This window comes from Corynebacterium sp. NML98-0116 (assembly GCF_001767255.1).
Taxonomy (GTDB): Bacteria; Actinomycetota; Actinomycetes; order Mycobacteriales; family Mycobacteriaceae; genus Corynebacterium; species Corynebacterium pseudogenitalium.
This window is the reverse complement of sequence record NZ_CP017639.1, coordinates 532,543-545,408: the sequence shown is the minus strand read 5'-3', so window position 1 is coordinate 545,408 and position 12,866 is coordinate 532,543. Positions and strand designations below refer to the sequence as shown.

Genomic DNA, 12,866 nt, shown 5'->3' with positions numbered 1-12,866 from the left:
TCTAGTGTAAAACGGGGAATTATGACTGACAACATTCGACTCGAACAAGGCGACACCGCCCCCGCATTCACCCTGACCAGCGACAAAGGCGAGACCGTTTCGCTTGCAGACTTCGCCGGCAAGCGCGTTATTGTCTACTTCTACCCACGCGCCAACACCCCGGGCTGCACCAAGGAAGCTTGCGACTTCACCGAGCACCTCGAAGTGTTTAACGACGCCAACATCGCCGTCGTCGGCATCAGCCCCGACAAGCCAGAAAAGCTGGCGAAGTTCCGCGAAGACCACGACCTGAAGATCGCCCTTCTTTCCGATCCGTCCAAGGAAACCATGACCGCCTACGGCGCATTCGGCGAGAAGAACAACTACGGCCGTATCGTGCAGGGCGTCATCCGCTCCACCATTCTCGTTGGCGCCGACGGCAAGGTTGAGCAGGCGCAGTACAATGTTCGCGCAACCGGCCACGTCGAGCGCATACTGCGCGACTGGGACCTGAATGCAACCACCAGCGCATAAGATGATATCTTTGGCGCCGTGGATACGAATACGACGCCAAACCAAGACCCCTACCTCAAAGCCGAATACAACCCTGACCGCCCGGCTGAGCCCAAGAAGCAGCGCGCAGTAATCGCGACCATCGCGATCGCGGCCTTGGTCGCCCTCGGCGGCTGGCTCATTTACGGGCCGGAGCAGGACGAAGCACCCACCCAATCGACGGACGGCTCCGTCCAGTTCCCGATCGACGCGCCGTAGTTTTGCGGCTTCCGCTACTCAGCTTTTGGCTTAAGGGACATTTTGTGTGTATAAATCTATCTGGTTTCCCGGGATGACCTCGGCCAACAACCAGATATGGTTTTCAAAACAGTTCCATTCGCCCGTTTTGAGAAATCAACACCGAATGACGTCTGGTGTGTGGTCTGGAGTCTGCGGGTAGCGCAGGGACCCGCGGCATCGAGGGCTCTAGGGGACTAGAACCAGCCGCCTGCGCGTTGCGCGGCCACATATAGCCAGGGGGACGAGCAAAGCCCTTGACGTGCACAATTCTGGTCGCATCGAGGTATCGGGGGTTCCGGTCGACCTCATTGCGCCGACCAACCCAGGTCAGCTCGATTTGGATGGTTTGGGGCTATTTTGCCGATTTTGCGCTGACCTGCGTTGGTAAACCGGAGTAGGTCGACCGGAAGAGGTCAACGGGAAGAGGTCGACGGACCGAAAGAATTCGATACCGGCATTGATCATCAGTGGAACCTCAGCTTAGGCGTGAGAAAAGGGTGGGCTGGACGCAGTTAGTTACACACAAAATGTCCCTTAAGCCCAGCTTTTGGCTTTTGCGGCGCGCACAAAAGAACCTCCGACACTGCGTCATTTGCAATCCCGGAGGCTCTTTCCTCTTGTGCGCCCGGTGAGACTTGAACTCACACGTCAAAGACACTGGAACCTAAATCCAGCGCGTCTGCCAATTCCGCCACGGGCGCATAAAGCGCCTTTCATCCTACACACTGCACAAGTGGGCACAAACTAGCAGGAAGGACCGGGGCTGCTGCTACCAGGTTGGGGGAGGTGTCCGCTGCGCGGACACGCGATCTGCTCCACCTGTCCGCGGCAAGACATCAAATGTTTCCGCCGCGCGGACAACCAACCCCCTTTTCATCTTCCACCCCGCGGACACAGGATCCCCTCTGTCTGTCCGCGGCAACACGTCTACCAGCTCCATCCTTCCGGGAACGCATCAGGGGTGTCCGCCGCGCGGACACACGCAACCGCAGAACAAGTATCGGGGCCGCAAAACTTGTCGGAGGGGCGTCGATAAGTGTTGTTGCTAGACTGAAGCACTGTGAGCGAGCAAAACAGTTTCCCAGGTGAAGAGGGCGCGCCGAAGCGTCGGCACGTTCGGGTTCGCGCGTGGCACGTCGTGTTGCTCATCGCCGCGGTGATTACGTGCTGTCTGCTGGCGTACTGGCAGTGGACCCGCTACCAGTCCGGGACGGGGACGTTCCAGAACCTGGGGTATGCGTTGCAGTGGCCGTTCTTCGGTGCGTTTTTCGTCTACGCCTACAAGGCGGGGTTAAAGATGGAGAACGAAAAGATTGATGCGCTGAACGCATCGGGGTCGATGGATGAGCTCTACGAGGCGGACCTTGCACGCTACGGTGCGGACGGCAGCCGTGATCCGGTGGAGATTGATGAGGATTTCCTGCCGGAGCGTCCTACTCTCGATGTGGAAGAATACAACTCGATGCTCGCACCACGCCGTCGTGGTTCGGCGGATCCAAACAGCGAACCAAACAGCGAGCCGAAGAGTGAACCGAACAGAAAGTGAGAGGCCTGAAAGCATGACCCAGCCGCAGCCAAACGCAGCAGCACCCAAGATTCACCCGGAGCGTCAGCGCCGAGTAAAGCAAGCGCTCACGGCGTTCTCTGTCGCAGCGTGGACAACGGGCATCCTGCTGCTGCTCCTATGCGCGCGCATGATCATGCAGTACCTCCTACACATGGACGTGTCCATGCTGGAGTGGGTGGCGCGCGTGCATGGGCTGGCGTACATCCTGTTCCTGGTCACGTCGCTGAACCTGGGGCTGAAGGCCCGTTGGGCTGCGCAGACGTGGGCGGTGACCGCGATTTCTGGCGTCGTCCCCTTCTTGTCTTTCTGGGTGGAGGCGAAGCGCCGCAAGGAGGTCACGCGCACGTTCCAGCTACGCTAGCTGCCCACGCTAGCTACAAAGCGCCGCGATGCGCGGTGCCAGCGCCCGCAACGCCGTCCCACGGTGTGAGCGGGCGTTTTTCTCTTCCGGTGTGAGCTGCGCTGACGAGCGGCCGGGGGTGTCGGCTGGTTGGAAGATCGGGTCGTAGCCGAAGCCGTGCTCGCCCTTCGGCGCTTCGAGCAGGCTACCCTCCCAGCGGCCCTCGGCGGTGAACTCCTCGCCCTGCGGGGTCACGAGCGCGCAGCAAGACACGAACGCCGCGTCACGCTGAGCGATGTCCGCCATCTGGGCGAGCAACAAATTGTTATTCGCGGTGTCGGTGTCCTCGGCTCCGTGCTGCCCAGCATGCCCAGACCAGCGGGCGGAGAGCACGCCCGGCATCCCGTTGAGCGCTGCAATGGCCAGGCCGGAATCGTCTGCCACGCACGGCAGCCCGGTGGCTGCTACCCCGGCGCGCGCCTTGATCAGCGCGTTCGCTTCGAACGTCAGCCCGTCTTCTTTCGGCTCCGGGTACGGCTCCACGTCGCCGAGGGCGACGAGTTCCACGCCGTCGATGCCGCAGTCGTCGAGTACCTGCTGGAGTTCTTTGAGCTTCTTTGCGTTATTGGACGCAACCAGCACCCTTACCGTCATGCCAGCGCGGCTTTCTGTGCCTGGATGAGCTCGTTCAAGCCCTTTTGTGCCACGTCGAGCATCTGGTTGAGCTCCTCGCGGCCGAACAGACCGTGCTCGCCGGTGCCCTGGACTTCGACGAAGTTGTCGCCCTCCTGCATGACTACGTTGAGGTCAACTTCAGCGCGGGAGTCTTCCTCGTACGGCAGGTCGAGGCAAACGCGGCCGTCGATAATCCCTACGGAGACTGCGGCGACTGGCGCGAGCAGCGGCTCACCCGGTACGACGCCGCGTTCCTTGAGGACGGAGATGGCGTCCGCAAGCGCGACGTACGCGCCGGTGATGGAGGCGGTGCGGGTGCCGCCGTCGGCTTGGAGGACGTCGCAGTCGAGCTGGATTGTGTTCTCCCCCAGCTGGCGCAGGTCCACCGCAGCGCGCAGCGAACGCCCGACCAGGCGGGAGATCTCGTGGGTGCGGCCCTTCACCTTGCCGCGCATCGATTCGCGTGGCATGCGCTCGTGGGTTGCGGCCGGGAGCATGGAGTATTCGGCGGTCAGCCAGCCTTCGCCGGAATCCTTCTTGAAGCGCGGCACGCCTTCCTCGATGGAGGCGGTGCACATGACGCGGGTGTTGCCGAACTCTACAAGGACGCTACCTGCCGGGTTCGAGGTAAACGAGCGGGTGATACGCACCGGTCGCATTTCGTCGAGAGCGCGCCCGTCTGCGCGCAGAAAATCAGAAGTTGTCATGCACTCCAGGGTAACGCACTGCGCTACAGCTCGAAGCAGGCGCCGGGCTCGCCGAGCACCGTCGGCCCGCCGAACTCGCGCGCAGCGGCCTCAAGGGTGGCCTGCTGGTCCGCCCACGGCTGGATGTGCACAACCACGAGCTTTTTGACGCCCGCTTCGCGCGCAATCCGCCCCGCCTCTTCACCAGAAAGGTGCATGCCGGGCGCCATCCCCTCGGATGTCGGACCCCAGGCGGCCTCGCAGAGGAAGAGATCCGCGTCGCGGGCCGCCTCGACTAGGTTAGGCGTGACCCCGCTATCGCCCGAGTAGACCAGCGTCGCGCCGGTCTTCTTGCACGTAACCCGCAGCGCGTGCGATTCCTGCGCCGGGTGATCCACCGGGAACGGAGTGACCTGCACGCCATCTATCTCAACCGGGGTGCGAGGGCTCCACGTGTGTACGTCAAAGGTGTCACTGATGTCGTCGACCTCGTCGGCAGTGTTCGCAGCCATTCGGCCAAAGTGTGTCGCGGCGTGGCCTGGGCCGTACAGCTTATGCGCGCACTCCGCGGGCTTCTCCGGGTGGTAGCGCCGCCATACCAGCAGCGAGGGCACGTCAGAGCAGTGATCCGCGTGCAGGTGCGAAAAAATCAGGTGCGCGTTGGAAGGATCCATTTCCTCGCGCGTCTGCATCGCAGCCAATGCGCCTGGCCCAAAGTCCATCAGTATGTCCGGATTGCCCGGAGTACTGATCACATAGGACGAGCCGGGATTACCGGGGGCGCCTAAACTCCCTGAACACCCGAGAATGGTCAACTTCATGGAATTACTGTGCCATGAAAACTACGTAATTTCTAACGTTTCCACTAAAAACGCTCAGTTTTGTAGCCATGTCAGTAAAATCTGGCAGCTGTGGCCTAGCTCATGGGGTGGTTTACGGCGTGCACCATCGGCCCAAGGAAGCGCGTCGCGAGGGAGTCAAACACTGCCGGGTCGCCGGTGGATTCAAAGGTTCGCGTTGGTTCCACCTCGGGATCCGCCAGCAAGTCGCGCTCAGTGAGGATGCGGAGCACGTCCTTCGCAGTCTCCTCCGCTGAGGACACGAGCGTGACGTCGTCCCCCACGGCCAGCTGCACGATGCCAGAGAGGAGCGGATAGTGGGTGCAGCCCAGCACCAGCGTATCGACGCCCGCTTCGCGCTGCGGCGCCAAGTACTCCTTGGCAATGCTGAGGATCTCCGGGCCCGACGTCACGCCACGTTCCACGAACTCGACAAACCGCGGGCACGCAGTGGCCGTCACCTCCAAATTTGAGTTGAGCGCGAACAGGTCCTGGTAGGCCCCGGAGGTGATGGTGCCCTGCGTACCGATCACACCAATCTTGTTATTTCGCGTCGTCGCGATTGCGCGCCGCACCGCTGGTTGAATCACCTCAACAACTGGGATGTCGTAGCGCTCGCGGGCGTCGTGTAAGAATGCGGAAGTGGCCGTGTTGCAGGCGATGACCAGCATCTTGCAGCCGCGGGCGACGAGTTCGTCGGCGATACGCATTGCGTGTTGGCGCACCTGCGCAATCGGCTGCGGGCCGTACGGGCTGTTCGCGGTATCGCCGATGTAGATCATCGACTCGTTGGGCAACTGGTCGATGACGGCGCGGGCCACTGTCAGGCCGCCAACGCCGGAGTCGAAAAGACCGATAGGAGCATTGTTCTCGAGCGTTTTCACGTCACATCATCCTAGCCCATAGGGCTGATTCGGATTCTTGCGCTGTTTCTTCTGCGCTTTCTTCATCGCGAGCTCCGGCGGGTCGTCCGAGGTGATAATCATGCCCGCCGCCATACCGCCAATCGCTCCAAAGAGGTGCGCCTGCCAGCTGACGCCCTCGACGAACGGCAGCACGCCCCACATCAGACCCGAGTACGTAAACCCGAGGATGACACCAAGCAACACCTGGCGCGCCGACCTATTAAAGAAGCCGCGCACCAGCAGGTACGCCAGCCACCCGTAGACCAGGCCCGAGGCGCCAATGTGGTTCGTGCCGATGCCACCGAACAACCAGGTTCCGATGCCGCCAATCAGCACCACAAAGGCCGTGACCTCCCAGAACACCCGCTTACCGGAGTACCCCACCAAGAACGCGAAGAGCGCCCCCAATCCGGTGTTGCCGATCAGGTGGTCCAGGTCAGCGTGCAGGAGCGGCGAGGTGAAGATGTGCCAGATACTGGTCAGGTCCAGCGGGTGCACGCCAAAGTTATTCAGCCCTCCGCCGAACACCGCCATGTTCAGGATGTGCACGGCCCAGATAATCGCGATGTATCCCAGCGCGAACAGCAGCCCGGTTCTGCGCTGCTGCTTGAACTTGCTCTTGCGCTGCGCGGCGGGGTCCATCGCAGGGTCGACGTCGAACGCGGCAAGCTGCTGGTCCGGATGCGAAAACGGCCGGTCGAATGGCTTGCCGTAACCCGGCTGCCCAGTCTGGCCGTAGCCCCAGCCTGGCCTCGGTGCGTTTGGAGGTTGCGTCATATGCCTATTCGCCCATCATCGCCTGCAGCAGCGACTCCTGGCAGAACGCCAGCCACTCGATGAGCTGCGCGCGCTGCTGCTCGGCGGCTTCGCCGCCACGGTCGTCGGCCGAGACATACAGGCGCATGTCGTTGAGCGCCGCCAGGAACTGGTGTGCCTCCTCTTCTTCGATGGTCACCTCAACGCCACCGGTTGGGCCCAGCGCCTCGTTGACCACCTGCAGGTTGGTCAGCTTCGCCTTGATGATGTCGTTTTCGTGCAAGCTGCGAAGCAGGCCGTTGTCGCCCTCGAACTCCTCGTCCTGCTCCCGCTCAAAGTCCGGCAGCAGGCGGGCCAGCTTCGGGTCCGTCGGCGCCTCCGAGTGACCCACAGACAGTCCCATCATCTCCGAGAACTCGTCGCGCGGCGCGGACTGCGCCCTAGCGATCAACGCCTCGGACACCGTCGCCGTCAAGTCCCCGATGATCTCGCGCTCGAGGGGGTCAAACAGCGTCGTAAATTTGATGCCTGAGCGCAACAGGCCCTTCTTCTTCCGCCAAGCTTGCATTCGCTACTCTCTCCTTGCCCTGGCCTATCCGGCCTGCTGCATTGTTGCCCAGAGGCCAGCGGTGTGCAGCTTCTTCACGTCGCCTTCGACCTTGTCTTTTTCACCAGAGGACACCACCGCTTTCCCCTCGGTGTGCACCTGCATCATGAGCTCCTGGGCGCGCTTGCGGTCGTAGCCCAGGACTGTTTGGAAAACGTAGGTGACATAGCTCATCAGGTTGACGGGGTCGTCCCACACTATGCACATCCACGGCAGGTTTTCGCTCGTCGCAACCTCGACGTCGATGGCTTCGTCGAGCTCAGGAGACGCCATCGGCGAACTCATCGCTACAATTCCTGTCTTTTTCATGTGCACCACCTTACCTGCTTCAGAAACGCGACGCCCGCAAGCATTGTGTGCTAATGCACCCAGCAGTCCCGTCTACGCACTACACTCATCGAACATGACTGAAAACCAGGCCCACCCCAACTACTCGACGGCTTTCCTGACGGACATGTACGAGCTGACCATGCTTGATGCCGCCATTCAAGACGGCACCGCACACAGGCAGTGCGCCTTCGAGGTCTTTACCCGCCGCCTGCCGAATGACCGCCGCTACGGCGTCGTCGCAGGCACCGCCCGAGTTGTCGACGCCATCCAGAACTTCCGTTTCACCGACGCGCAAATCGAGGCGCTCGACTTCCTATCCGACGAGGCCAAGGAATACCTGCGGGGCTACTCGTTCTCCGGCCAGGTCGATGGCTACCGCGAGGGCGACATTTACTTCCCTTACTCCCCGATCATGACGGTGCGCGGCACCTTCGCCGAGTGCGTGATCCTGGAGACAGTCATCCTGTCGATCCTCAACGGCGACTCCGCGGTGGCCTCCGCCGCATCCCGTATGGTCACGGCCGCTGATGGCCGCCCGATCGTCGAGATGGGCTCGCGCCGCACCAACGAGCAGGCAGCGGTCTCTGCTGCGCGTGCCTCCTACATCGCTGGGTTCGTCGGCACCTCCAACATGGAAGCCTCCTACCGATACGGCATCCCGGCCTCCGGCACCGCCGCCCACGCGTGGACGCTGCTGCACGTCGACGAGGAAGGTCGCCCCGACGAAGTCTCCGCGTTTAAGGCACAGGTCGAAAGTCTGGGCAAGGACACCACCTTGCTCGTCGATACGTACGACATCACCAAAGGCATCGAGCACGCACTCGAGGTCGCGGGCACTGAGCTCGGCGCGATCCGCATCGACTCCGGCGACCTGGGCATCGTGTCGCGTCGCGTGCGCGCCCAACTCGACGAGGCCGGCGCATTCAACACCAAGATCATCGTCTCCTCCGACCTCGACGAATTCGCCATCGCGGGCCTGCGCGGCGACCCTGTCGACGGCTTCGGCGTCGGCACCTCGGTGGTCACCGGCTCCGGCGCACCGACGGCCACGCTGGTGTACAAGCTTGTAGAGGTCGACGGCCACCCTGTGGCCAAGCGTTCCTCCGGGAAGCGCACCTACGGCGGCGCGAAGCTGGCCAAGCGCGCCTACCGCGCCTCCGGCGTCGCGGTGGCAGAGCTCATCTACCCGCTGCGCGCGGAAATCGATACGAAGCCAGCCCTCGAGTACCGTGACCTGGTGGTACCGCTGATTCGGGACGGAGAGGTCGTCGACAAGCATGACGAGCTCGAGGCTGCCCGCGAGCTGCACAATACCGCTCGCACCACCCTGCCGTGGGAGGGCCTGGCGCTGGCGAAGGGCGATGCGGCGATCCCGACGCGCTTCGTCGGCTTCCCTGAGCCCACCGAGTAGGTAGACTTTCCCGATGTGAGTGACCAGCCTTTCGCCCAAACGACCGAAGACCTGCTCGCGGCCGCCGTCGCCGCCCTCGGTGGCGCAGAGCGCCCCGGGCAGGTCGCGATGGCGAAGGCCGTCACCAAAGCGATCGACGCCGGACGCCACCTCGCCGTGCAGGCTGGCACTGGCACCGGCAAGTCGCTCGCTTACCTCATCCCCGCAATCCGGCACGCGCAGCAGTCGGACAGCACCGTCGTCGTATCGACGGCCACCATCGCGCTGCAGCGCCAGCTCGTCGAGCGCGACCTGCCCCGGCTCGCCGACGCCCTCGAACCGCTTTTGGAGCGCCGCCCGACGTTTGCCATCCAAAAGGGCCGCAACAACTACGTTTGCCTGCACAAAATCGGGCTAGACGAGGAGACGCCGGAGGCGCTCATCGAGGAAGACGACATTTCCTGGCTGGGCAAACACGTCAAGCGGGTGGCCGAGTGGGCGCAGGACACCGAGACCGGCGACCGCGACGACCTCGAACCCGGCGTACCCGATTTGGCGTGGCGCCAGGTGTCCGTTACTTCCAACGAGTGCCTGGGAGCGAGCCGCTGCCCGCACGGCGACGAATGTTTCGCCGAGCTTGCGCGGGAGAAGACCCGCTCCGTCGACGTGGTGGTAACGAATCACGCGCTGCTAGCTATCGACGCCCTCGCAGACGTTGACGTACTGCCGGAGCACGACGTCGTCATCATCGACGAGGCCCACGAGCTCGACGGGCGCATCACCTCCGTAGCCACCAACGAACTCTCAGCCCGCGCGCTGACGCTCGCTGCCCGGCGTGCGGGCAAGCTCGGTGCGGATAAGGCGATTCTCGAAGACGTCGCCGACGACTTCAACGCGGCACTCGCCCTGGAGGAGCCCGGCCGCTGGGAACGCATCTCCGATCCCGCGCGCGGCGCCTTCACCGGTGTCCGCGATGCACTGTGGCGCACGCGCAACGCCATCGCGGACGCCCCCGAAGGCGAGGCCGCGAACGACCCGGAAACCGCCGCCGAGCGCGGCAACCTCAAGAACCACCTCGAGGACTTGCACGACGCCACCGTCCGCATCCTCGAAGTTTTCGACGAGGACGACCCAGCCAAGCACTACGACGTGGTGTGGCTGACACGCTCCGACAAGTACGACGACTCCGTGGCCGTCGCGCCACTCTCCGTCGCCGCCCTGCTGCGGGAGAAGCTCTTCGGCGAACACACCGTGGTGCTTACCTCAGCCACGTTGACTGTCGGCGGGAACTTCAACGCCATGGCGGCCTCCTGGGGTCTTCCGGACAAGACATGGGACAGCCTCGACGCCGGCACCCCCTTCGACCCGGCGAAGTCCGGCATCCTCTACACCGCCAAGCACCTGCCTGCACCTGGACGCGACGGCCTGTCGGACGCGACGCTCGACGAGATCGCCGAGCTCATCACCGCCGCGGGCGGCCGGACGCTCGGTCTCTTCTCTTCGCGCCGCGCCGCCCAGCAGGCCGCGGAGGCGATGCGCACCCGGCTCCCCTTCGACATCATGCTGCAAGGCGAAGACTCCACCGGCGCGCTCGTGGACAAGTTCGCACGCAACGAGAACAGCTGTCTGTTCGGCACACTGACCCTCTGGCAGGGTGTCGACGTCCCCGGCCGCTCCCTGTCGCTTGTCATCATCGACCGCATCCCGTTCCCCCGCCCCGACGACCCGCTGTTGCAGGCACGTGCCAACGCCGCGGATGCCGCCGGGCGCTCCGGGTTTATGGAGGTCTCCGCCACCCACGCAGCACTCCTCATGGCGCAGGGCGCGGGCCGCCTGCTGCGCTCGGTCAGTGACCGCGGCGTCGTCGCCGTGCTCGACAACCGCTTAGTGACGAAGCGCTACGGCTCATTCCTGCGCCGCAGCCTCCCAGCCTTCTGGGAAACCACCAACCCCGATACCGTCAGAGGCGCGCTAAAACGCTTGGTGGCAGCGCGCTAAACGCCAGCGCCGTCACCGAACCTGGCGCGACCTCCGTGAACCCTGCGTCGGCGACCACCACGCCGTCGTGTTCGCGCGCATACGCCAAGCACTCAGCAAACACGCCGCTGTCCGCCTCGCGGACACTCAGCGGGAAGCCGTCCTCGGCCCACGCCTGCACCCACTCGAGCGGGCGCTGCGCAGCGAGCAGCATTGAGGCATGCCCCACCTGTGCGGCCGCCTTCCCCGCAGACATCTCGAGCCCAGCATCCACCACAATCACAGGTGTCGACGCCCCCACCTGCCCCTCCACCGACTCCATCGGCAGGTCCGTCCCCTTGATCTGCAGCTTCGATACCTCGTGTGGCACGTCGCACACCGCGGATGGCACGAACGCTCGCACCGACCCGACCGTCACCCCGGGCACCTCCTGCGCGTCCAACCACGCCTTGTTTCGCGCACGGCGAGTCACCTTGCGGATGCGGTGGTCGTACCAGCGCTGCAGGTGCTCCCGCCACGGCCCGGGCTGGCCCGCTTGTTCCGCGAGACAGACAGCGACGGTGGCGCGAGCGGCGTCGACTAGCACGGCGTTACGTGCCGGCGGGTCCTGCTTCGGCAGGTTGATCACCAGCTGCATCGCCTGCACCGTCTCCGGGTCGCGCGGGTCCTCTGTGCGCTGTCGGTAGTCAGCGCTGGTGCGCTCGTGCAGGAGCTGCCAAGCTAACTGTCTGCTCATGCTTCGCGGCTTGTCAGTGCTACGCGGCCGTCGATGCCCTGGCGTTCATTCGAGTCGTCGATCTCGTCACGCGGGATGCCGATCATGTAGAGCACCTCATCCAGGAATGGGTGGTTCACCGACGCGTCCGCGATCTCCTTCAACGCCGGCTTCGCATTAAACGCAATGCCCAGACCAGCCACAGAGAGCATATCGATGTCGTTTGCGCCGTCACCCACCGCGATCGTCTGGTCCATGCGCAGCCCACTGTCCTGCGCAAACTCGCGCAGGAACTCCGCCTTCGCCTGGCGGTCCACCACCTTGCCGATCACCCGACCGGTCAGCTTGCCGCCTTCAATCTCGAGCGTGTTCGCACGCACGTAGTCGAGCTCCAGTTCCTCAGCCAGCCCCTCCAGCACCTGAATGAACCCACCGGACACCACTGCGGTGCGGTACCCCATCGAGTTCAACGTGCGGATCGTGGTCCTCGCTCCAGGCGTGAGCACAATGTCCTTCGCCACCTGCTCAATGACCGAGGCATCGAGCCCCGCCAGTGCCTTCACTCGCTCGCGCAGCGACTCCTCAAAGTCCAATTCGCCCCGCATCGCGCGCTCAGTCACAGCAGCGACCTCCGCCTCACGTCCCGCGTGCGCAGCCAGCATCTCGATAACCTCGCCAGTAATCAGTGTGGAATCACAGTCGAAGCACACCAGGCGCTTCATCCTGCGGTGCAGGCCCGCGTGCTCCATCGCGAGATCAATCCCCAGCTCTGCGGAGATCTCCGCGAGCTTCTTACGGATCTCCTGCCCGTCACCCGGCGAGTAATTCGGGATCGTAATGCACAGCTCCAGGCCTGTCACCGGGTACTGCGCAATGCCGCGAATCGTGTCGATGTTTGCACCTACCGACGCCAACTCCGTCCCCAGCCGTGAAACCGCCTCAGCCGTAACCGGGTTGCCAAGGACCACCACCACGTGCGTGGAACGCGGGCGCTGGTCCGAGCGGGCGGAGACATCCGTCTCGATGGTGACACGCTGACCATAGTCCCACAGCGCGACGCGCAGCTCACGCTCGATATCCACCAAGTCGTTTGGGTCCATGCCCACGAAGGCTGCCAGCATCAGGCGCCCTCGGAAGTCCGTCTGCTCCACGTCGAGCAGCTGGACATTGTGGCGCGACAGGGTTGTGAAAAACGAACCCGAAACGCCCGGGCGGTCTGGGCCCGACGCGGTGATAACCGCAGGCTTGAGACCTGCTTGCAGCTCTACCTCAAACGCCGTCATTGGTGGTGTACTCCTTCGTGTTACT

15 protein-coding genes and 1 tRNA gene are annotated in these 12,866 nt (G+C 63.6%); 6 read left to right on the top strand and 10 right to left on the bottom strand.

Annotation, left to right across the window (positions count from 1 at the left end):
* The first annotated feature begins 21 nt into the window (after positions 1 to 21).
* Together bcp and BJP05_RS02280 are read left to right on the top strand one after the other, a co-directional pair.
* Entirely contained in the window at positions 22 to 513 is a 492-nt protein-coding gene (gene bcp / locus BJP05_RS02285) for a thioredoxin-dependent thiol peroxidase (protein ID WP_070361995.1), read from the top strand.
* Between the two features lie 18 nt (positions 514 to 531).
* The gene (locus BJP05_RS02280; RefSeq protein WP_070361994.1) at positions 532 to 750 is read left to right on the top strand and encodes a hypothetical protein; all 219 of its coding nucleotides are present in this window, start codon (positions 532 to 534) and stop codon (positions 748 to 750) included.
* A 641-nt stretch (positions 751 to 1,391) separates the two neighbouring features.
* Here the strand turns inward: BJP05_RS02280 and BJP05_RS02275 are convergent.
* Positions 1,392 to 1,472: transfer RNA gene (locus BJP05_RS02275), tRNA-Leu, on the bottom strand.
* A 359-nt stretch (positions 1,473 to 1,831) separates the two neighbouring features.
* Between BJP05_RS02275 and BJP05_RS02270 the strand changes: the two genes are divergently transcribed.
* Positions 1,832 to 2,317, top strand: a complete 486-nt coding sequence (locus BJP05_RS02270; protein WP_070361993.1) for a hypothetical protein — start codon at positions 1,832 to 1,834, stop codon at positions 2,315 to 2,317.
* 13 nt (positions 2,318 to 2,330) lie between these two features.
* Positions 2,331 to 2,699, top strand: coding sequence for a DUF3817 domain-containing protein (locus tag BJP05_RS02265; RefSeq protein ID WP_070361992.1), 369 nt, complete (start codon positions 2,331 to 2,333; stop codon positions 2,697 to 2,699).
* 9 nt (positions 2,700 to 2,708) lie between these two features.
* Here the strand turns inward: BJP05_RS02265 and rdgB are convergent, their stop codons facing one another.
* The 7 genes from rdgB to clpS all read right to left on the bottom strand — a co-directional run bounded on the left by rdgB (position 2,709) and on the right by clpS (position 7,431).
* Positions 2,709 to 3,332 carry an RdgB/HAM1 family non-canonical purine NTP pyrophosphatase gene (rdgB, locus tag BJP05_RS02260; RefSeq protein ID WP_070361991.1) on the bottom strand — a complete coding sequence of 208 codons (624 nt, stop codon included), beginning with the start codon at positions 3,330 to 3,332 and terminating at the stop codon, positions 2,709 to 2,711.
* Positions 3,329 to 4,060, bottom strand: a complete 732-nt coding sequence (gene rph, locus BJP05_RS02255) for a ribonuclease PH (protein WP_070361990.1) — start codon at positions 4,058 to 4,060, stop codon at positions 3,329 to 3,331. Before rph ends, rdgB begins: the two co-directional genes overlap by 4 nt.
* Before the next feature lie 23 nt (positions 4,061 to 4,083).
* On the bottom strand, positions 4,084 to 4,860 hold the full coding sequence (locus BJP05_RS02250) for an MBL fold metallo-hydrolase (protein ID WP_070361989.1): 777 nt from the start codon (positions 4,858 to 4,860) through the stop codon (positions 4,084 to 4,086).
* A 95-nt stretch (positions 4,861 to 4,955) separates the two neighbouring features.
* Entirely contained in the window at positions 4,956 to 5,762 is an 807-nt protein-coding gene (gene murI, locus BJP05_RS02245; RefSeq protein WP_070361988.1) for a glutamate racemase, read from the bottom strand.
* A 6-nt stretch (positions 5,763 to 5,768) separates the two neighbouring features.
* Positions 5,769 to 6,560 carry a rhomboid family intramembrane serine protease gene (locus BJP05_RS02240; protein WP_070361987.1) on the bottom strand — a complete coding sequence of 264 codons (792 nt, stop codon included), beginning with the start codon at positions 6,558 to 6,560 and terminating at the stop codon, positions 5,769 to 5,771.
* Between the two features lie 4 nt (positions 6,561 to 6,564).
* Positions 6,565 to 7,107 carry a DUF2017 domain-containing protein gene (locus tag BJP05_RS02235; RefSeq protein WP_070361986.1) on the bottom strand — a complete coding sequence of 181 codons (543 nt, stop codon included), beginning with the start codon at positions 7,105 to 7,107 and terminating at the stop codon, positions 6,565 to 6,567.
* Between the two features lie 24 nt (positions 7,108 to 7,131).
* Positions 7,132 to 7,431 carry an ATP-dependent Clp protease adapter ClpS gene (gene clpS, locus BJP05_RS02230; protein ID WP_071565662.1) on the bottom strand — a complete coding sequence of 100 codons (300 nt, stop codon included), beginning with the start codon at positions 7,429 to 7,431 and terminating at the stop codon, positions 7,132 to 7,134.
* Between the two features lie 118 nt (positions 7,432 to 7,549).
* Between clpS and BJP05_RS02225 the strand changes: the two genes are divergently transcribed.
* Entirely contained in the window at positions 7,550 to 8,887 is a 1,338-nt protein-coding gene (locus tag BJP05_RS02225) for a nicotinate phosphoribosyltransferase (protein WP_070361984.1), read from the top strand.
* A 15-nt stretch (positions 8,888 to 8,902) separates the two neighbouring features.
* The gene (locus BJP05_RS02220; RefSeq protein ID WP_070361983.1) at positions 8,903 to 10,864 is read left to right on the top strand and encodes an ATP-dependent DNA helicase; all 1,962 of its coding nucleotides are present in this window, start codon (positions 8,903 to 8,905) and stop codon (positions 10,862 to 10,864) included.
* Here the strand turns inward: BJP05_RS02220 and BJP05_RS02215 are convergent.
* Together BJP05_RS02215 and serB are read right to left on the bottom strand one after the other, a co-directional pair.
* The gene (locus tag BJP05_RS02215; RefSeq protein WP_070361982.1) at positions 10,827 to 11,579 is read right to left on the bottom strand and encodes an aminoacyl-tRNA hydrolase; all 753 of its coding nucleotides are present in this window, start codon (positions 11,577 to 11,579) and stop codon (positions 10,827 to 10,829) included. The genes BJP05_RS02220 and BJP05_RS02215 overlap by 38 nt on opposite strands.
* Complete coding sequence (gene serB, locus BJP05_RS02210) at positions 11,576 to 12,841, bottom strand: phosphoserine phosphatase SerB (protein WP_070361981.1); 1,266 nt, start codon at positions 12,839 to 12,841, stop codon at positions 11,576 to 11,578. Before serB ends, BJP05_RS02215 begins: the two co-directional genes overlap by 4 nt.
* Between the last annotated feature and the right edge of the window lie 25 nt (positions 12,842 to 12,866).

Bases quoted from the DNA above. Each gene is read 5' to 3' on its own strand.
- bcp (WP_070361995.1), top strand. From the start codon at position 22: ATGACTGACAACATTCGACTCGAACAAGGCGACACCGCCCCCGCATTC.
- BJP05_RS02265 (WP_070361992.1), top strand. From the start codon at position 2,331: ATGACCCAGCCGCAGCCAAACGCAGCAGCACCCAAGATTCACCCGGAG.
- rdgB (WP_070361991.1), bottom strand. From the start codon at position 3,332: ATGACGGTAAGGGTGCTGGTTGCGTCCAATAACGCAAAGAAGCTCAAA.
- rph (WP_070361990.1), bottom strand. From the start codon at position 4,060: ATGACAACTTCTGATTTTCTGCGCGCAGACGGGCGCGCTCTCGACGAA.
- BJP05_RS02250 (WP_070361989.1), bottom strand. From the start codon at position 4,860: ATGAAGTTGACCATTCTCGGGTGTTCAGGGAGTTTAGGCGCCCCCGGT.
- BJP05_RS02240 (WP_070361987.1), bottom strand. From the start codon at position 6,560: ATGACGCAACCTCCAAACGCACCGAGGCCAGGCTGGGGCTACGGCCAG.
- BJP05_RS02235 (WP_070361986.1), bottom strand. From the start codon at position 7,107: ATGCAAGCTTGGCGGAAGAAGAAGGGCCTGTTGCGCTCAGGCATCAAA.
- clpS (WP_071565662.1), bottom strand. From the start codon at position 7,431: ATGAGTTCGCCGATGGCGTCTCCTGAGCTCGACGAAGCCATCGACGTC.
- BJP05_RS02225 (WP_070361984.1), top strand. From the start codon at position 7,550: ATGACTGAAAACCAGGCCCACCCCAACTACTCGACGGCTTTCCTGACG.
- BJP05_RS02215 (WP_070361982.1), bottom strand. From the start codon at position 11,579: ATGAGCAGACAGTTAGCTTGGCAGCTCCTGCACGAGCGCACCAGCGCT.
- serB (WP_070361981.1), bottom strand. From the start codon at position 12,841: ATGACGGCGTTTGAGGTAGAGCTGCAAGCAGGTCTCAAGCCTGCGGTT.